The 19,202-nt window shown below is 54.1% G+C and carries 20 protein-coding genes; 4 read left to right on the top strand and 16 right to left on the bottom strand.

Going from position 1 to position 19,202, the window contains the following annotated elements; translation table 11 throughout:
- Positions 1–244: 244 nt before the first annotated feature.
- Both WBP50_RS10680 and WBP50_RS10675 read left to right on the top strand, forming a co-directional pair.
- Positions 245–697 carry a LexA family protein gene (locus WBP50_RS10680; RefSeq protein ID WP_423934314.1) on the top strand — a complete coding sequence of 151 codons (453 nt, stop codon included), beginning with the start codon at positions 245–247 and terminating at the stop codon, positions 695–697.
- 54 nt (positions 698–751) lie between these two features.
- On the top strand, positions 752–2,026 hold the full coding sequence (locus WBP50_RS10675) for a Y-family DNA polymerase (protein WP_423934312.1): 1,275 nt from the start codon (positions 752–754) through the stop codon (positions 2,024–2,026).
- Between the two features lie 52 nt (positions 2,027–2,078).
- Here the strand turns inward: WBP50_RS10675 and WBP50_RS10670 are convergent, their stop codons facing one another.
- Positions 2,079–2,702, bottom strand: a complete 624-nt coding sequence (locus WBP50_RS10670) for a LysE family translocator (RefSeq protein WP_423934310.1) — start codon at positions 2,700–2,702, stop codon at positions 2,079–2,081.
- Between the two features lie 1,263 nt (positions 2,703–3,965).
- Between WBP50_RS10670 and pscD the strand changes: the two genes are divergently transcribed.
- Positions 3,966–4,400 (top strand): photosystem P840 reaction center protein PscD, encoded by a 435-nt coding sequence (gene pscD / locus WBP50_RS10665; protein WP_423934308.1) that lies wholly within the window; start codon positions 3,966–3,968, stop codon positions 4,398–4,400.
- Between the two features lie 98 nt (positions 4,401–4,498).
- Here pscD and WBP50_RS10660 read toward each other — a convergent pair whose 3' ends face one another.
- The 15 genes from WBP50_RS10660 to WBP50_RS10590 form a co-directional block, all read right to left on the bottom strand.
- Complete coding sequence (locus WBP50_RS10660) at positions 4,499–5,005, bottom strand: flavodoxin (RefSeq protein ID WP_423934307.1); 507 nt, start codon at positions 5,003–5,005, stop codon at positions 4,499–4,501.
- A gap of 43 nt (positions 5,006–5,048) precedes the next feature.
- Positions 5,049–5,405 (bottom strand): hypothetical protein, encoded by a 357-nt coding sequence (locus WBP50_RS10655; protein WP_423934305.1) that lies wholly within the window; start codon positions 5,403–5,405, stop codon positions 5,049–5,051.
- Between the two features lie 106 nt (positions 5,406–5,511).
- On the bottom strand, positions 5,512–5,736 hold the full coding sequence (locus WBP50_RS10650) for a FeoC-like transcriptional regulator (protein WP_423934303.1): 225 nt from the start codon (positions 5,734–5,736) through the stop codon (positions 5,512–5,514).
- A 78-nt stretch (positions 5,737–5,814) separates the two neighbouring features.
- Positions 5,815–8,163: a Fe(2+) transporter permease subunit FeoB gene (feoB, locus tag WBP50_RS10645; RefSeq protein WP_423934319.1), complete on the bottom strand. Its 2,349-nt coding sequence runs from the start codon at positions 8,161–8,163 to the stop codon at positions 5,815–5,817.
- The gene (locus WBP50_RS10640) at positions 8,163–8,390 is read right to left on the bottom strand and encodes a FeoA family protein (protein ID WP_423934302.1); all 228 of its coding nucleotides are present in this window, start codon (positions 8,388–8,390) and stop codon (positions 8,163–8,165) included. Before WBP50_RS10640 ends, feoB begins: the two co-directional genes overlap by 1 nt.
- Positions 8,387–8,680 (bottom strand): FeoA family protein, encoded by a 294-nt coding sequence (locus WBP50_RS10635; protein WP_423934301.1) that lies wholly within the window; start codon positions 8,678–8,680, stop codon positions 8,387–8,389. Before WBP50_RS10635 ends, WBP50_RS10640 begins: the two co-directional genes overlap by 4 nt.
- 19 nt (positions 8,681–8,699) lie before the next feature.
- Positions 8,700–9,704: an LbtU family siderophore porin gene (locus WBP50_RS10630; protein WP_423934298.1), complete on the bottom strand. Its 1,005-nt coding sequence runs from the start codon at positions 9,702–9,704 to the stop codon at positions 8,700–8,702.
- Between the two features lie 182 nt (positions 9,705–9,886).
- Positions 9,887–10,642: a tol-pal system protein YbgF gene (gene ybgF, locus WBP50_RS10625; RefSeq protein ID WP_423934296.1), complete on the bottom strand. Its 756-nt coding sequence runs from the start codon at positions 10,640–10,642 to the stop codon at positions 9,887–9,889.
- 63 nt (positions 10,643–10,705) lie between these two features.
- Positions 10,706–11,215: a peptidoglycan-associated lipoprotein Pal gene (gene pal, locus WBP50_RS10620; RefSeq protein ID WP_423934293.1), complete on the bottom strand. Its 510-nt coding sequence runs from the start codon at positions 11,213–11,215 to the stop codon at positions 10,706–10,708.
- An 82-nt stretch (positions 11,216–11,297) separates the two neighbouring features.
- Entirely contained in the window at positions 11,298–11,783 is a 486-nt protein-coding gene (gene pal / locus WBP50_RS10615) for a peptidoglycan-associated lipoprotein Pal (protein ID WP_423934291.1), read from the bottom strand.
- A 37-nt stretch (positions 11,784–11,820) separates the two neighbouring features.
- Positions 11,821–13,137, bottom strand: a complete 1,317-nt coding sequence (tolB, locus tag WBP50_RS10610) for a Tol-Pal system beta propeller repeat protein TolB (protein ID WP_423934289.1) — start codon at positions 13,135–13,137, stop codon at positions 11,821–11,823.
- Positions 13,138–13,388: 251 nt separating this feature from the next.
- On the bottom strand, positions 13,389–14,294 hold the full coding sequence (locus tag WBP50_RS10605) for an energy transducer TonB (RefSeq protein ID WP_423934287.1): 906 nt from the start codon (positions 14,292–14,294) through the stop codon (positions 13,389–13,391).
- A gap of 9 nt (positions 14,295–14,303) precedes the next feature.
- Positions 14,304–14,726, bottom strand: a complete 423-nt coding sequence (tolR, locus tag WBP50_RS10600; RefSeq protein WP_423934286.1) for a protein TolR — start codon at positions 14,724–14,726, stop codon at positions 14,304–14,306.
- Positions 14,723–15,388 (bottom strand): protein TolQ, encoded by a 666-nt coding sequence (tolQ, locus tag WBP50_RS10595; RefSeq protein WP_423934284.1) that lies wholly within the window; start codon positions 15,386–15,388, stop codon positions 14,723–14,725. The genes tolR and tolQ overlap by 4 nt, the downstream gene beginning before the upstream one ends.
- Before the next feature lie 20 nt (positions 15,389–15,408).
- A complete protein-coding gene (locus tag WBP50_RS10590; protein WP_423934281.1) occupies positions 15,409–16,986 on the bottom strand; it encodes a DUF92 domain-containing protein in 1,578 nt (525 codons plus the stop codon).
- A 514-nt stretch (positions 16,987–17,500) separates the two neighbouring features.
- On the opposite strand from WBP50_RS10590, the gene ilvD reads away from it, so the two are divergent.
- The gene (gene ilvD / locus WBP50_RS10585) at positions 17,501–19,198 is read left to right on the top strand and encodes a dihydroxy-acid dehydratase (protein WP_423934279.1); all 1,698 of its coding nucleotides are present in this window, start codon (positions 17,501–17,503) and stop codon (positions 19,196–19,198) included.
- The last annotated feature ends 4 nt before the right edge of the window (positions 19,199–19,202 follow it).

Raw genomic sequence — 19,202 nt, 5'->3', positions numbered from 1 at the left:
TTCATGGCGCCAGCCATGAGACTCACTTTCATCGATGCGGGTTTACAGGCGCCAGCCTGAAACCCGCATTCGCTTTTACCGGCCGCACGGCAGGCCTTCTGAACGCTCGCACAACGACTCGACACTCCGGACCAGTTCCGGTTACCGAAAGGAGATACCGCTGTCCCGGATTTTGTTCACATCGGGTTTGCGGCATGCTTAACAGAGCGCTTGCAAAGCGGGAGAAAACTCAACACATTGCACTATGCAGCTATCCCGAATCCATACCGGCCCCGTGGCGGATTTTTTTACAGCCGATCTTGCCTCGGAACTCGAACTGCCGCTTGCAGGAACCGGCATTGCCGCAGGCTTCCCTTCCCCGGCGGAGGATTACGAAGAGGTGACGCTCGACCTGAACAAGGCGCTCATCAAGCATCCGGCAGCCACCTTCTACGCCCGCGCCAAAGGGACATCCATGACCGGCGCCGGCATCCTCGACGGAGATCTGCTGGTGATCGACAAGGCCCTCGACCCAAAGGAGGGCGATATTGCGGTCTGCTTTATCGACGGGGAATTCACCGTCAAGCGCATCGCCCGCACGGATGGGGAACTCTGCCTCATGCCTGCAAACGAACGGTTCAAGCCGATCCGGATCACCGAAGCAAACGACTTCACCGTCTGGGGGATCGTCACTTACGTCATCCACAAGGCCCGCTGAATTTCCGGGTAAACAGCCGCCAACCGCACAAAAAATCAAAAAAACACACCGGTCATGTTCGCCCTGGTCGACTGCAACAACTTCTACGTCTCCTGCGAAAGGGTTTTCAACCCGTCGCTGACCGGAAAACCCGTGGTCGTGCTCTCGAACAACGACGGCTGCTTTATCGCACGCTCCGACGAGGCAAAGGCTCTCGGCCTGCCGATGGGCGGGCCGGCCTTCAAGTTCCGGGATATCCTCCAAAAAAACCGGGTCAGGGTCTTTTCGGCAAACTTCCCGCTCTACGGCGACATGTCCTCCAGGGTGATGGCCACAATCGGCGACCTTGCACCTGAAATCGAGATCTACTCCATCGACGAGGCCTTTGTCGACCTCGGCGGCTTCAGCCGGTTCGGACTGGAACATCACGCAAGCCGTATCCGATCCACGGTAAGAAAGCACACCGGCATTCCGGTCAGCATCGGCATAGGCTCCACAAAAACCCTGGCCAAGGCGGCCAGCCGGATGGCGAAGAAAAACCCAGGGTACGAAGGCGTCTGCATGCTCTCCACACGGAAAGAAATTTCCGATGCCCTGACTACCCTGAAAGTTGACGATATCTGGGGAATCGGACGGCAATGGAACCGGCTGCTCGAAACGCGGAACATCCGGACCGCCCTCGACTACTCCCGAACTCCGGCATCGTGGATCCGGAAAAACCTGCACATCCCCGGAATCCGCATTCAGGAGGAACTCAACGGACACTCATGCCTGCCACTGGAACAGGTCAGGCCGCCAAAGCAGAGCATCTGCACCTCCCGTTCATTCGGACGCACGGTTATCTCGCTGGACGAGCTGCAGCAGGCTGTGGCAACCTTTGCCGGAACATGCGCCCGTAAGCTCCGAGAGGAGGGTTCCGTCGCATCGATGCTCACCGTCTTTATCTGCACCAGCCCGTTCGACGAACCGCACCGGAAATACCGGGGAACCCGAACCCTGGCCATGCCACGGCCGTCGCGGGACACCATCTCCGTAATCCGGACCGCTGAACTGGCGCTGGCATCGATCTACCGGGAAGGATTCGAGTACAAAAAGGCGGGCGTGATCGTCAGCGGTCTCGCACCGGCATCATCATCAGAACGGGAGATCGCGCTGTTCACCGAAGAGGACACTGCCGGAAATGACCGGGAAAAACGCCTCATGGAAGCGATGGAGAGCATCAACCGCCGGTACGGCCCCGCAGCAGTCCGTATAGCCGCAGAGAACGACGATGCATGGAAACCGAATCAGGCAATGAAGTCAGCGCAGTACACCACGGCCTGGAGCGACATCCTCACGCTGAGCGGGTAGAAAGTGGAAAACCCGGGGTTGCGGGTACAGGGAAAAACTCGCCCGAAGGAGACTACCTGCTCGCGAAGGCGAGCCTGACGCCGAAGCCGATGAGCGCAAGACCGGCGATCCGCCGTGCAAGACCATGAACTTTCGGCATGGCGGCAAACCGGGATGTCGCCATGCTGCCCATAAGCACGAGGCCTGCCTGATAGACGAAGCTGATAATGGTGACGTGCGCCATCATGGCCATGAGAGTGAAACCTGATGCACCGGGAAGCAGAAAGAGCGGAAAAAAGGAAAAAAAGAACAATACGACCTTCGGATTGGTAAGGCTTACGGCTAAAGCGCGTGAAAAAGCGTGCGAAACGTTCGTGCTCACCTGCCTGCCTGCACAAAGCCTGCCGGCGGCAAGGAACTGCTGCAATCCGATCCAGCAGAGATACCCTGCCCCGATCCACTGCAAGATCTGCAACAGCGAATACCCGTCCGGCATGAACGTGGCAAGACCGGTCACTGCGGCAAGCATGTAAACGAAGTCGCCCGCAAGCGTCCCTGCGACTGCGGCCAATCCCGCCCGTTTGCCGCACCGGCCAGCGGTATCGAGAATCATCACGGTGCCCGGTCCGGGCATGAGCTGGAAAAGCAGGATCGAGGAAACGAAACTCGCATAATGCTGGATTTCGAAAGGAGCCATCAGAAATCAGCTCCTTCCGAAGGGCGGAAACCGGCGGCCGGTGCGGCGCTTGTACCTGCAAAAGGAATTTTCCTGAAGCGAAACAGTTTGGCGGCCATACCGCGAAAAAGCTGACAGGGTTTACGAACGGAACTGTCCGGAATATCGGGTGTTACGCTGAAGATAATGATTTTTCCGTAAAAAGAGGGGCGACATCCCCAGTACCCCCGCGTACAGAGAAAAACAAAAAAAGCCGGAAGGCTCATCGCCTGCCGGCTGCATTGTACGGGCAAAAAATCCTTTCAGGCACCGAAGATCATAACTCAACCTGCCCTTTTTTGGGGCGACGCCGTAAAGGAAACATCCTGAAAAAAAAACCTAAAAACAAATACCATGCTGAAAGAACCAGCAAATCATTGGACAATTGTGGAATCATCGTTGCAATATCCTCATGGGGAAGGGGTTATCCAACAAGTAGGGGGCTATGAAACTGCACGGATATACCGAAGGCGCTTCGGGGACTGACGGACGAAAAACGGCGCTATTTTCAGAGTAACCGCCGTTCACCCGAATACTATCAAAATTACTTTGATATACAAAGCAATAATAAAAAAAATCATTTTATTATAAAAAGTGATTTTTGACAGCAAGAAATAAAAAGGGAGTGCCGGACGTTGGCATCAACCGGCAGCAAAGGCTTTTCGGATGCGCTTTTTCAGCTTTCTTAACGCATTACGGAAAAACCCGTAGGGCCGCTTCCACAGACGGGTTTCGGCGACAAGCCACTGGCGCAAAGGCAGCCTCTCCCGGAACATCGATGCTCATAACTCAATCGCCCCTTTTTTTGCGGCATCTGAGCAGGAATACGCTGAAAAAGATCCCTAAGGAGAAATACCATGCCAAGAGAATCAGCACATCGGTAAACAGTTGGGGAATCATAGCTGCACCATCCTCACTGGGGGAGGGGTTATCCAACAGGTCGACTGCTATGAAACTGCAAGGAGATACGGAAAAACACTTCGGGGACTGCGGGACGATACACAACACATTCGCACGCTTACTATGCTGTCATCGTTTACCTCAAAAGTAATAAAAAAGAACAAAAAAAAGAGGAACCTTAACCGGAAAGGCTTTTCGCAAAAACCCGGAAAAGCGCAGGAGATGGCGTCTGGAGGGATTCAAACCGAATCTTTTTTTTATTTGACGATGTTTTGCTAACTTGGGTATTGTTGAAGGTACACACCGCTGTGTGTTTTATTTGCCAATCCAAATCATGTGCAAACGATGCAACCTCAGCTCAGTCGACCATTTACCGGAGAAAACCAGGTACGGTCAAGCACCTCGGGTCCCTGGTCGGGGAACGCAGTCCACAAAGCCCAAAAGTATTTCATTACTTCGGCCAAGAGAGACCGGAACGACCGCCTTCAACTTGAAATATGCCCTGCATCCGGAAGGACAAAGCTCTCTCCAACCAAAGAGATGATCAGCAGACTCATCGCCGGAGAGATTGAACTCTATGTGCTGACCACCCAGCCCGACATCGCCATCAATCTCGAACAGAAGGTTCTCGATAACGAAAACCGCTATGTGATCGATTTCGACAAGCGGGGCGTTAAGTGGACCATGAGGGATATCCCGGTGTTTTACAATTCGCTCAACAGGGAGTTGTGCGTTGAGATCGACCGGCGCACCTACACGCTTAACGAGTTCTTCAAATAAGCGTCAGATTTTTCTTCAGCTGTACAAAAAAAAGCCATGCACTCCTTAGAATGCATGGCTTTTTTTGTTTTTATCCGCTTCCGACGTAACTCAACCAGTCAAAGCAGCACTGGTCTGATCATGCCTACCCACTGCTGAATACGCGAAGCGCTCAGATGGTCCTGATTATCGGCGTCCAGTGCAAGCCCGACAAAAGAACCCTGTACGAAGGCCCTCGAACCGGAGTAGTCATAGCTGTCAGCGGGCCATGCCCCGGTCACCTTTGCGCCTCTTTCGACGAATTTCTCATACAGGATTCCCATGCCGTCGAGAAAAAAGTCGCCGTAACTCAGCTGGTCGCCCAGCCCGAACAAGGCGACTGTTTTTCCCCTGCAGTCGAGCGAATCGAGAGTCGGAAATACCTTGTACCAGTCGTCCTGCAGCTCTCCGGCTCCCCATGTCGATGTGCCGATGACGAGCGAATCATAGCCAGCAAGCGTATCGGCGCCGGTATCCCTGATATTGTAGCTGTCCACGTGCTCATAACCGATGACGGAGGCGATGAGATCGGCTGCATTTTCGGTGTTACCGGTCTGCGATCCCCAGAAAAGGCCTATTTTTTTCATATTCCGTTTGATGTTTTAACTGTTGATAGAATACTGTTCCTGTTCACATTCCGCCATCTCCCTTTCCCGGCAACGGAAAGCTTTCGCCCAAAAGCGCGGGCAAGCCAAGTTCCTCTGAAACCGCCTCATGAACTGCATTGCTGAACATGCTGAAATCCTCTTCGGGAACGATCAGCGAAACGATTCCAAGCATGATGATCATGGGCGCAGGGTTGCGTCCCGATTTGTCGCCGGCGTGCTGTTCCTCCCTGCGATAGCACTCTTCCATGATCCGGAAAAGTGCCTGCTTGTGCAGCACCACCATGGCATACCGGTAATGCAGATGAAATGCGCCGCATGTACATTTCTGAACCTGACAATGAAAATGGCACCCGTTCTTCCCCTCTCCAGCAGAGTTCATGGCTTCTCCTTTTATTTATTTAGACTATTTATAATTAATAAAACTGTCACAAAAAAAACGGAATGCTGAACAAACCGTTCATCGTCACCCGTTCCCGGCGGCTCGCCTACCCCCCGATCCATTGATACCAGGTCGTCCTGTGCCCGCTGCACTTGCCGCAGCAGGTGCTTGAAAAAACATCTCCGGTTTTCTTCTCGACACTGCCTTTTCTGACCCAGTGCTCAAGCATTGACTCGGCTATCCCCTTATCGGTATTGAAATGCCCGGCAACTTCACCGAGCGATACCCGATTTCTCTCTCTGAGAAACCCCCTGAGATCTGTAAGTGTCATGCCTTCCTCCTCTTGTTATGATTATGTGAAAGGAGCGGCCCGGGCGCGTAACCGCTCCTTTTTTTCATTTTGCGAAGCCTATCGGATTTCAGCTCGTCCGCCCTTCAGATACATCAGACCGATCGCTACAAGGAGCAGAAGCGCCATGCCGCCGATCCATACCGCCGATGAAGCCGGATGAACGCTGAATGTTGCCGTCTGGTAGACGATGACGGCAAAGAAATACGCAAGTCCGGTAGTCCATGCACCCGCAAAAAGTGTCCATCCGATATTGGTTTCGCGATAGACTGCGGCGATAGCCGCCGAACATGGGAAATAGAGCAGTATGAACACCAGGTAGGCAAAGGCTCCTGCCGTTCCGTCGAAAAGCGATACCATCGAACCGAAAATCGATGTGCCGACCTCCTGTTCTTCGGCAGCAGCTGCCTTGTCGGATACATCGCCGATCGAGATGCCGAGAGGATCGAGCAACTTTTCCGTCACACCGGCAAGATTTTCAGGTATCGTGGCAAACGCCTCCGACAGCGCGCCGAAGAGACTGAACGACACCTCCTCTTCCGCAGCGCCTTCATCGTTTGACGACATCTGCGCATAGAGATTGTCCAGCGTCCCTACCACGGCCTCTTTAGCAAAAATACCGGTAAAGAGACCAACGGCTGCAGGCCAGTTTTCCTCGCCGACACCGAACGGGGAGAATGCCGGCGTTATGGCCTTTCCGGTAACGGAAAGCACCGAACGTTCGGTATCTTCATTGCCGAAGGTTCCGTCGGTGCCCAGCGAGTTCATGAAGCTCAGCACCATGATAACGGGCACCAGCACTTTCCCGGCCTTGAAAAGGAATGACTTCAGCCGCTCCCACACCCTGATGGCAATACCCTGCAGCGTCGGCAGATGGTATGCAGGCATCTCCATGATAAACGGGGAGACGTCGCCCCTGAGCAGGGTATTTTTCAGGATGAATCCGGTCATCACGGCAACGGCTATTCCCATAAGATAGAGCAGAAACACGAGGTTCTGACCTCCAACAGGAAAGAATGCTGCCGCGAAAAGCGCATAAACCGGAAGCCTTGCGCCGCAGGACATGAACGGCACCATCATGATGGTCATGATCCTGTCGCGCTCGTCGTTCATGGTCCTTGCCGACATGATGGCCGGCACCGAACAGCCGAAACCGACGAGCATGGGAATGAAGGCTTTCCCCGGCAGGCCTATCGCCCTCATTCCCCGGTCCATGACGTAGGCGGCTCTGGCCATGTATCCTGAATCTTCGAGGACGGAGAGGAAAATGAACATGAATCCGATGGGAGGGATGAAGGTGGCCATGGTCTGCAGTGCACCGCCAAGCCCTCCAGCAAGGATGGCGACAAACCACTCGGGGGATCCGAGGGATGCGAGCAGGTGCCCGAAACCGTCAACGAACAGTGCGCCGGCAGCGATGTCGAAGAAATCAATAAAGGAGCCTCCTATATTGATGGTAAAAAGAAACATCAGATACATCACAAGAAGAAACACCGGGATGCCGAGGAATCTGTTCAGCACCACCCGGTCGATACGATCGGTGAGTGTCATCTTCTTATCAATACTTCTTTTGACGGCGCTTGCCGACAGATCGCCAACGAAACGGTAGTGGGTATCGGCTATGACGATATCGGCATCATCCCCGAGCTGCCTGACCAGCGCTTCCCGTCGACGGTCGACAAGCTGCCGCATGCTGTCGTCGAGTTTCGCTTCGAGACGATGATCACCTTCGAGCAGCTTGAGGGCAAGCCATGACGGATCGTACCGCAACGCTCCGGCTGCCGGGGAAACCTCCACCGACATCTCCCTGATCGCCTTGTCGAGAGCGCCTGGGTAGGTAACCCGGCTGCCTGCCACCCTCTTTTCAGCAACCCCCCTGGCAATAGCCGCTTTAAGCTCGCCGATCCCGTCACCGCGCGATGCAACCAGAGGCACAACCGCTGTTCCGAGACGCCTTGAAAGCTCTGCGACATCGGTTTCAATGCCTTTTTCTGCAGCAACATCGATCATGTTGAGTGCAACGACTACCGGAACCTGCATTTCAAGCAGCCTGCTCGTCAGATAGAGATTCCTGTCCGGATTCGAAGCATCAACAATGTTGACGATAAGATCCGCCTCACCCGACATGATATAGTCCCGGGCTATCTCCTCATCCTGGGAAAGTGCCGAGAGCGAATAAATGCCGGGCAGATCGACAAGCTCGTATGCCGTGCCGTTATGCGTAAAGTGACCGGTTTTCCGGTCGACCGTCACGCCCGGCCAGTTTCCAACCCGCTGGTTCAATCCGGTCAGCGCGTTGAACAGCGTGGTCTTGCCGCAATTCGGATTCCCCACGACGGCCACGACGCACCCCTTAACCTTCATGCCATCCGGCTTCACCACAGTTCCAATCATTTCCTCTGTATGCATCATTCCACCTCCTCTACAAGTATTCCTTCAACCTCTTTTTTTCGAAGCGAAAGCCTGTAGTTTCTTACAGACACTTCAATAGGATCGCCAAACGGCGCAACACCCTCAACCCTGATTACCTCGCCGGCCAAAACCCCCATATCGAGAAGCCTTTTGCGTAAAGCCGGTATGGCATCGATCTTCAGGACCCTGCCGGCCTGCCCTTTTCTTAATTCCGATAAATTCATTTGAGTATCCTTCTTACTATTATTTGCATAGCCGTTCGCTTATCCAGCGCCATTTTCCCATCCCTGACCCTGAGCAGCAGCGGCACTCCGGGAGTGTTCTGCACCACCTCGACAACCTGGCCCGGCGAAAAGCCCATTTCGGAAAGACGCGCCGAGCGCGCCTCGACCCTGCCGTCACTGCCGCCGCACTCACCGTGACGGGCACAAGCGCCGGACTGATGCCGCCCTGCATGCCTGACGCCGACTATTTCTGCTGTTTCACCGCAGCTCAGCATTACCAATGGACACATCACCTCTTCTCCCTGATTTTTAAAATTCCATGGCAAGCTGAAGCGTCACCATATCATCGCTTTTCGTACTGTCTTCGTTTTTCATGTGCAGGTACTCCAGCGCAAGCGTGGCCTCTTCGGCAAGGTCATAGGCGAGCGTGGCTCCGTACTGCTTTTCCACCTCGAAATCATCAGCGCCTGCGTAGCGGAGAGCGAGATGGAGCGGAAGCGCAAAATCATAACCGATTTCGAAATTGCAGGCCTGCGGCTGCATGCCCGCCAGATCGCCATCGGAAAATGCATCTGCCGCCGTGAGGTATTCTGCCCGGAATTCGAAGCTGCCTATCCCGGCGATGCCGTAAACGGAGTATCCCCCGACAAACTCCGAGGTCTCATGACCATAGGGTTCGTAGGCATCCTGCAGGCCGTCGGTATCTGCGATGTTGCTGATATATGAAGCACCGAGGCCGTAGCGGAACGATTCGTTAACCTCTCCGGCAGCGCCTATGGCCGCCACAAACGTGTTGATATCGTCCTTTCCGGCTTTCTGCACGTCGCCCTTCAGAAGAGCGAGCGATGCCGTCAGCTGATCGGCCTCGTAACCTACCCGAAGCGAGGCATGGTGCTTGGTTTCGCCAAGTTCGAGGGTCAGAGGATCGGAAATCATGCCGGTCGCAAAATTACCGAAGGCCTGGGTCATACGGCCGGCTTCGGCGAAGAAAGGCATATCCTCTTTTTTCATTCTGATGTAGGCTTCATCCACAAGCAGCTCGTCGTCGCCGTCCTCCTCATAGAGCAGCACGGCATGAGCGCTGAGCCAGTCTGTCACTCTGGCTTCAAGATCGAGCTCGAAAGTTGCAAGAGAGAGATCGCTCGAACTGTCGCCATCGTTGTCGACATACGAACCTTCAACCTCTATAAGCCCGGAAAAACTCACCCCTTTTATGAGAGCGGTTTTCTCAGGATCATTTTCGGCGGCTGAAGCGGGAAGGGAAAGCAGTACGCCGAGACAGGCGAGTGAAATGGTTTTTTTGACTCTGTTCATTACTGGAAATGTGGTTAAACATTGACGATCCGGAAGAAGAACGGGCTGCTGCCCCGCCCTTCGATTATCTATAATTAATCGTTGAATATATTATTATTCAGATTAAATACAAATAAGAAACAGGACAACAAAAAACCCCGGGATCACCGGGGTTCATCGAGCCTGTCCGTCCATGAACGGTTTTACCGGAGTTTCTTTTTGGCCATTGCAGCTTCCGGTGAAGCGGGATAGACGTTCAGGAGATCCCTGAACCGGGCGTTTGCGTTCACCTGGTCGCCAAGCTGTTCAAAGGAGAGTCCCTGCTTGTACAGTGCGGCCGGGCGTTTGTTGCTTTTCGTGTATCTGGCGATGACGACCTGATACTCAAGAACGGCCTTTTCGTACCATTTCTCGCTGAAGTAGCTTTCGGCGATGTAGAACTGCGCATCGTCGAACAGACTGGATTTCGGGTAGGTCTGCATAAGCGCCGTAAAGCTCTCCCTGGCAGAAGCATAACTGTTTTTTGCGAGCTTCTGCACGCCTTCGTTGAGGAGCGCACTGTCGGTTGAGGCCGAAGAGGGCACGGAACCCGCAGCGGGCGCGCTTCCCTTCGGGGCCGCCGGCTTCTGCAAACCAAGTCCGAGCTGCTGCTCGATGCGTCCGAGCCGGGTATCGATATTGTCCATTTTCTGCACAAGAAGCGAGTCCTCAAGACCCAGCCGCCCGAAAGTCTGCTGGTTCCTGTAGCCCATCTCATCAAACTTGCCCTGCAGCTGTGCGACCTCGTCGCGAACCTGCTGAACATCGGAATAGGAGGCTGCTGACTGTGATTTTATGGTTTCCGATTCCGTCCGGAGTTTTCTGACATCGTCGGAAACGACGACAAGATCGGATTTCGATGCACAGCCACTGAACACAACTGCCGGAAAAAGAAAGAATAAAACGCCCTTGATTTTCATAGGTCGGAATAAAGGTTTGTTCATCATATCATCGGATATCCCGTAAACTGCGGGATATGCCGGCTATTTTACAATAAAATGAGCTCTACGGTTCTTTGCCCAGGCATCTTCGTTCTGGCCTTTGTCAAACGGGCGCTCTTCTCCGTAGGTAATGGTCTCAAGGCGTGAAGGAGCAACACCGAGTCTTGTCATGAACTCTTTGGCGGTAGTTGCCCGGCGCTCCCCAAGAGCGATGTTGTATTCGGAAGTGCCGCGGTCGTCGCAATGGCCTTCGATAACAACCTGTTTGGCGGAGTTGCTTTTCATCCATGCCGCATTCTCCGTCAGGCGCTGTTGAGCTTCGGCGGCAAGAATCGAACTGTCGTAATCAAAAAAGACGTCCCCGACCGGACCGGTCTGCCACTCGTCGAATCCGTATCCGCGGCTTGCTGCCGATACGGCGCCTGAAGTACTGCCCGGAAGAGAAGAACCCTGTCCGGCATCGCTGTCTGAAGAGGTCACAGCGGTTTTTGACGAGCATCCGGCACTTGCCATCATCGCTATTACAAGTAATCCCCTGAGTCTGGTTTTCATGGTATCCTGATATTTATATCGTGAAAAAAAAAGGGCAGGCATCACTGCCTGCCCCATTGTTACAACAAACAAGCTGCCTGTCTTACTTTGCTTCTGCAGCAGGTGCTGGTGCAGGTGCTGCTGCGCCCTGTCCGACGAAGTGCGCTCTTCTGTTCTGAGCCCACGAAGCCTCGTCATGGCCGAGAGCGAACGGACGCTCTTCACCGAAGCTGACGGCCTGCATTCTGGCAGGATCAGCGCCGATGTTGACCATGTAGTCCTTGGCAGCATTGGCACGGCGCTCGCCGAGAGCCATGTTGTATTCGTTGGTGCCGCGCTCGTCGCAATGGCCTTCAACAACGAGAGTGCCTGTGGCATTCTGCTTCATCCAGTCAAAGTTCTTCTGAAGCTGCTGTGTAGCTTCGGCGCGGAGCTCTGACTTGTCGTAATCGAAGAAAATATCGCCAAGCTCGACAGGCGGCGGTAACACTTCAGGAGCTACGACGACATCTTCCTGGCAGCAGCAGGCTCCAAGAAAGAGCATGCCTGGTATGAACATGCTTCTGAGTAGTGGTTTGACGGTTCTCATGCTTCCCCCTTTTTAAGGTTATTAACGAAAAAATATACTAACGGAACAAAGACCAGGACGGCTGCATCTGATCGCCATCCACCTGCAATAAACGCCGCTGGTTTTCTCCGTTCGAACTCATAACATAGAGCTTCTTTCCTCCCTGACGATTGGAGGTGAAAACGATCATACTCCCATCGGGAGACCACGAAGGTGATTCGTTTTCACGTACACCACTGGTAAGCCTTTTCAGGCCGGAACCATCGGCATTTATAACAAATATATTGATTTCCCCTGTTTTTTCCCATGTCGAGTAGGCAATTTTATCACCTGCCGGAGACCATGAGGGCTGGGTATTGTAACGTCCGCTGTAGGTAAGCCTCCTGGTGAGGCCGGACTGCATATCCTGAATGAAAATCTGGGGAAGACCGTTTCTTGCCGATACGAAAGCCATCTGGCGGCCATCGGCCGAAAAAGTCGGGGAGACGTCGATGCCCTTGCTGTTGGTGAGCCTTCTGACAATACCTCCGTCAGGCCGGACAAGATATATCTCCTGATCGCCTTCGAATGAGAGGGTGGTGGCCAGCTCGGTTGCGTTTCTCCATGAAGGATCGACACTGACCCCGTTCTTGGCGACCGACGAAATCTTGTTGTCCTGCAGGTTCCTGATATAGAGCGTGGGACGCCCGGAGGTGTAGGATGTATAGGCAAGATAACGTCCGTCTGGCGAAAGCACCGGAGTAAGGGATATCGAGCGGAAATTGGTGACCTGCTCAACCCCATGGCCATCAAAATCGCACCGGTAGACCTCTTTTGATCCCGTCTTGCTGGATATGAAAACGATCTTGCTGCCGAAAAAGGATTTCTTGCCGGTCAGAAGTTCGATGAGATCGGCACAGAACGCATGTCCCAGGGAACGAAGATGCTCTTCCTTGCCGCTGTAGGACTTCTTCAGGAGAAGCTTTGTACCGAAGGTATCGTAGACCTCCATGTCGATGTTTACCTTGCCGCCTTTTTTTGAAACGGCTCCTCCCGCATACACTTCGGCTCCTACCGAACTGAGGGCTCCGAAATTCACGCCACCGGCTTTGCCGTCACTTCCGGCACGAACATTCGATGGCGGAGGAAGAATCGAGAAAAGGTTGGAAAAACCGAGACCTTCCTTGACGGTTTTATCGAATTCCTGAGCCCATTCGGACTCTTTTCCGCCTTTTGCGGCAGCACGGTCAAGAACAAGCGCGATCTTGCCTCCGCCCTGCTTGCGAATCGCAATGTACTCTCCCTGTTCCTCGGCATGCAGAAAAAATGGCGAAAGAAACAGGCTCCACAGCAGCAGTACAGCGGCAATCACACCTTTCGAAGTTCTTGAATTCATGCCACAAGTTATCATAGAAACGGCAGTTAACGTTTACGTTTATACTACTAAATATCTTTGTCAGTGCAAAACGCTATTTATTACAGGGGGCAACTGGAAATGCCGTCGGAAAGCACCAGAAACCGGATGAAAATGGTTACACTGGCACCTGTGAAAGTAATATACGCATAAAAAAACACATACAAGAAATAACCTGCCCTGTTTGGTCGAACATACAGCCGTTGTGCCTGCATCCGGCGCCTCGGCCTCTGTTACATATCGATACCTTCAGGGGTAAACACGAAGCCGATCGATATGCCACCGGACCCGTAATCCGATGGCAGCGGAGGCAGCGGAGATGATTGTTCGAGCGCCCTTTTCACCGAGTTATTCAGGTAGGCGCTCGGCGCCCTTCTGTCGTAGGTGATATCCCTTATCGTCCCGTCGGAAAGGACGAATATATGCACATACACCTCCATACCGTAACTGCTCTGCAGCATCTGCGAGGAGAACTCCCAGTTTTTCTGGATAATGGAGGCGATCCTTACCTTGTAGGGATCGGCTGTCCCCCCTCCGCCCCGCCCGGTACCACTTCCGGCGGCAGACCCGCCTCCACCGCCTCCCGTGCCTTTGCCGGACCCCTGGGAGGAGACCTTCTGCTGCAGCCGGGCAAGAGCACTGCCCAGATTGTCCTGCTTTGCGGAACCGGATGCCGCTGCTTTACGGTCCACCGACTGCCTGAGCTTTTCGAGAGCCTTGCCGAGATTTACCTGCTTTTCCGGCGTTTTCATGACCGGCTCGCTTTTTACGGCCGGTTTCTCCCTGACCGGTTTTTGCGGGATTTTCACCTTTACCGGTTCGGAAACCGCTTTTTTTACCGGAGCCTGTTCACTTTCGACGGATTTGGCAGCTTCCGGAGGGACGTCCGGAAACTCCGCGGGAAGCGTTTCTGCAGACGCCTGACCGGATTCTCCATCTTCAGCCGGCAGCGATGAACCGCCCGGACCGGGAAGCGAAACAAGACTGACATTGACTATTTTCGGAGGGTTCGGGCTGCTTCCGAGAAAATACTGATACGCCAGGGCTGAAAGCAGCACCAGCAGATGCATCCCTGCGGCGACGGCAAGCCAGAACGAAAACCGTTTTTTCTCTATCCTGAATTCCTGACTTCTTTTCATAGACTGGGCCTACCTCTCCGGATCCTTTCGAACCGGCTGCGGCTCGGTGACCATGCCGATTTTTTCGATACCGGCCTCCCTTATCTGCGCCATCACGTTCATGACAAGGCCGTAAGGCAGCGATTTGTCGGCTTTCAGGTAAACCTCCCTGGTCTGGCGCACGTCGAGAATGGTCGGAAGACGCTCCCCTACTTCAGAGGCATCGAGCTGATACTGATTGATGAATACCTGACGGTTCGCGTCGATGGCGATGATGATGGACTTTGCGTCGATATCCATTTTTTCATGCGTGGTCTGGGGCGTATCGACCTTCACTCCGTGGGTCATCATCGGAGCCGTCACCATAAAAATGATGAGCAGCACAAGCATGACGTCGACAAACGGCGTCACGTTGATCTCGCTCATCAACCCTTTTTTTCCGGATGTCATCATGCGTTCGGTGGGGTATCGGTTTTCTCAAGACAGGCGGAAGCGAACTCTCCGGAAAAATCCTCGAGATCCTGCTCGATAGTGCCGATCTGCTGGATCAGATAGTTATAGCCCATCACGGCGGGAATCGCCGCTGCAAGTCCGGCGGCCGTGGCGACAAGCGCCTCGGAAATACCGGGAGCGACCGCGGCAAGGGAGGCGGACTGCGTCAGGCCTATATTGTGGAAGGAGTTCATGATACCCCAGACCGTACCGAAAAGTCCGATGAAGGGGGCCGTATTGCCGACCGTGGCGAGAAACGGTACAAGACGGCCAAGCCGCTTGTTTTCAGCGTTGACCTCGCGTTTGATCGCACGCCTGATCCGTTCGCCCTCCCCGGATTTTCCGGCCGCCCGGTACTCGATATAGCCCGCACGGAATACCCTTGCAAGGGAACCGTTCCGGTACTTTTCGCTTTCGGCAAAAACCCTGTCGAGATTTGAAACCTCGAAAAAACAGTCGAGAAATTCATCCGATTCATGCCTGGATTTTCTGATATGACCGAATTTATACGCGATGATGGTCCATGAGAGCACGGAAAACGAGAGCAGCAGAAGAAGGACGGCAAGGACAACCGGCCCGGAATTCGAAACAAGCGAAAAAAGCCCGAATTGAGAATCAGCCATAACAGTTCAATGGAGGTTAATTAAAAAATCCCGAGGTTCACGACGACAATATAAGCCAGAGCCGAACCCGAAAGCGCACAAAGCGTGTTGACCAGGTCATTGTTCACGAAAGGGACGCCCTTGAGCAGCCGGTTTTCTACAAGCGAGCCGTCGGCGGCGATACTGTGCGTTCTTTCGGTAACCTTCTCCCTTATGGGGTCGAAATACTGCGCCTGAACGGTGGCTCCGAAAAAGCTGTCGACAAGGCTGGCCGCAAGTCCTGAAAGCCCGATAAGCAGGAGCGAGGGCAGCACGCCGAACTCATAGAGCCATCCGACATTGACCAGAAGCGCACTGGTGCAGATGAAAAGCGATCCGATGAACGCCCCGGAGGTGCCGGGCACCGATACACCGCCGGACGTTCCTACCGGCACCTCCCTGAAGGAGGTTATAAGCCAGGCTTTCGGGTTCGGCCACATGGTGCCGATCTCCGTCGCCCAGGTGTCGGCCTGAACGGCGGCAAGGGTGCCAAGATAGGCAAAAAATACCGCCGGATGGCCGGTAAGGGAGAAGACGATCATGAGAATCCAGGCGATGCCGCCGTTGGCGTAAACCTGACCGGCATCCCGCTGGGAACCCTTTTCAAAAACCAGGTCGAATTTCGCCTTTCTTTTCTTGCCGAGCTTCGAGAGCACCGAAGAGAGCAGGTAGAAGGTCAGCATCGGAACGGTCCATGCAATGCCTCCGATTCCGAAAATCGTCGTTCCAAGCAGAAATGTCGCCGTAGCACCGCTGTTGTTGAGAAATTTCACCTTTACGGAAAACACCGCCATGAACAGGGCAAGCAGACCGCCGACAATAAAATTCCCCAGCTGGACGGTATGGTTCATTTCGAGCACATACAGCACATAGGCGATGGCGACCGGAATGAAAAGATTGTCGAGCCCCCTTGAAAGCAGCGCCTCGACCGCCGTGGCAACCAGGGCGAGGAAGAGGGCGAAGAGCAGGATTATCCAGAACGGCTGCGAAGCAAGGGCGCCGTTGATGTCGCCACTGAAAAAAAACAGGCACATGAGCAGCAGGAGAAAGGAGACCACGAACATGGTTGCCGAACCTTCAAGCGTTTTCGGGCTCTCCGTCAGATGCTCGATATGGCGCCGTCCCGCCGTGCTGCCGACAAGAGCTGCAAGCGAGTCGCCTACCCCCATAACCAGCATCGCCGACTGCAGGATCCACTTGTTGTCGTCCCACAGAAACAGGGCGAGCAGCATGAACACAAAAGGGAAAAGCATCGAACCGTAACTGCTCAACCCTTGCTGGCCTCCCGGCTCGACCGTTTCGGAATGCAGCGACAGGAACCACCCCCTGAACAGGTTCAGGCCGTTCAGAAGAAGAAAGAGCAGGCCCGCAAGCAGCGGGTAAAAGTTCGAGGTAAAATAGGCCGGCACGAAAAAAACCACGATACCCATGCCGAGATGGATGATTTTTCGGACAACGAAGGCACTGACGCTGAACCTTCGGATAAGCAGTTCCCCCAGAAGAATAACGGACAGTACAAGGGAGATGGTCATAAAAAACGACGGGAGGTCCTTTGGAAGCGGTGCCTGAAGATTCAGCATATTGCTTGCTTGTTTTGTTGCAGATACGTCTGGAACAGGAACGATTTACGGCCCGGCCGCATTCAACCATAAATTACAGTAACAGTTACTGTAATTATAAAAAAATCCGGAGGAGCTTTTTTTACTATTTTTCGTGTTTGCTTTAATAAAAGCTATAATGTAAATTATCGCCGGATTTATTTTGTTGCTTTTTGTGCAACGCTTTACAAGAAAACCTGTATTGACCGAGTAGATGCCTGAAACAGGAACACATAACCGCTCTGCGGAACAGACTCCTGCCAGCACAGGAATTATGAGCCCTGTTGCTCACAGCGGCAGTGCAGGCAGCATGCTCGATACCCTCGGTATCAGGATCGGAATTTCGGTATCTGTACTTCCCGTACAGGTTATTATTTCTGTGCTCTGAACAGAAAGCCGGTCCCAAGTCCATTTATCCTTTTTGACAATAGCAAATCTGATGGCTTCGGGAACGGCAGGCCCTGGGGTTGTTTTGTTAATTGTCAAAATTTTCATCATGAGATCTGACACGGTAAAAAACGGATTTGAAAAAGCGCCGCACCGCAGCCTTCTGAAAGCTACCGGAGCCATTGCTTCCGGCAGTGACTTCAAAAAGCCCTTTATCGGCATCTGCAACTCCTTCAACGAGCTCATACCGGGCCACGCCCACCTTCAGGAGCTGGGAAGAATAGCGAAAGAGGAGGTTCGCAAAGCCGGAGGCGTCCCCTTCGAATTCAATACCATCGGAGTCTGCGACGGCATAGCCATGGGCCATATCGGCATGCGCTATTCGCTTGCCAGCCGCGAGATCATTGCCGACAGCGTCGAAACCGTCGCCGAGGCGCACCGTCTGGACGGCCTGGTCTGTATTCCGAACTGCGACAAGATCACCCCCGGCATGATGATGGCCGCCCTGCGCATCAATATTCCGGTCATTTTCGTTTCGGGAGGTCCCATGAAGGCCGGCCGGACGCCTTCGGGCAGAACCGTCGATCTGATCTCGGTTTTCGAAGCCGTCGGCCAGTGCAGCACCGGAGAGATCACGGAATCGGAGCTCGAAACCATTGAGGACAGCGCCTGCCCCGGATGCGGTTCGTGTTCCGGCATGTTCACCGCCAATTCGATGAACTGCCTCTCCGAAGCGCTCGGCATAGCCCTTCCCGGCAACGGGACCGTGCTGGCAGTCGATCCCCGACGCAACGAACTGGTCAGGGAGGCTTCCCGCCGGATCATCGATCTGGTCAGAGACGATGTACGGCCAAGAGACATCATCACCAGGAAGTCCCTGCTGAACGCCTTTGCGCTGGATTTTGCCATGGGCGGAAGCACCAACACCATCCTGCACACCCTGGCCATAGCCAATGAAGCGGAACTGGATTTCGATTTCTCGGAACTCAATGCCCTTTCGGCTAAAACGCCTTATATCTGCAAGGTGAGCCCGGCCACCATGGATGTCCACATCGAGGATGTCGACCGGGCAGGGGGCATTTCGGCCATCCTGAAAGAGCTGAGCCGTATCGACGGCCTGCTCGACCTCTCGGCGCCGACCGTTACCGGAAAAACGCTCGGAGAGAACATCTCCGGAGCTGAAGTGCTTGACCGGAGCGTCATCAGAAGCATCGGGGATCCCTACTCCGCCACGGGAGGCCTGGCCGTCCTGTACGGCAACCTTGCCCCCCAGGGCGCGGTCATCAAGACCGGCGCTGTCAGCCCGGAAATGATGAAACATACCGGACCGGCAAAGGTGTACGATTCGCAGGACGATGCCCTGAAAGGCATCATGGAGGGCGACGTCAGGGCCGGCGATGTGGTGGTCATCCGCTACGAGGGACCCAAGGGAGGACCGGGAATGCCCGAAATGCTCTCCCCCACCAGCGCCATCATGGGCCGCGGACTGGGTGGTTCGGTAGCACTCATAACCGACGGACGGTTTTCCGGAGGATCGAGGGGGGCCTGCATCGGCCACGTATCGCCTGAAGCTGCCGAAAAAGGGCCGATCGCCGCACTTGAAAACGGCGACATGATCACCATCGACATCCCGAACCGCACGATCTCGATGGAGCTGACAGAAACGGTCATAGCCGCAAGGCTGGCCGCACTCAAGCCTTTCGAACCGAAAATAAAAAAGGGGTACCTTGCCCGCTACTCGCAGCTCGTGACCTCGGCAAGTACCGGAGCAATCATGAAAACCCCTGTTTACTGTGAACCAAAATAACCCG

Source organism: Chlorobium sp. (genome assembly GCF_049593655.1).
In the GTDB taxonomy this organism is placed as follows: Bacteria; Bacteroidota; Chlorobiia; order Chlorobiales; family Chlorobiaceae; genus Chlorobium.
Note: the sequence above shows the minus strand (reverse complement) of the source record. Positions and strands in the feature narration are given on the sequence as shown.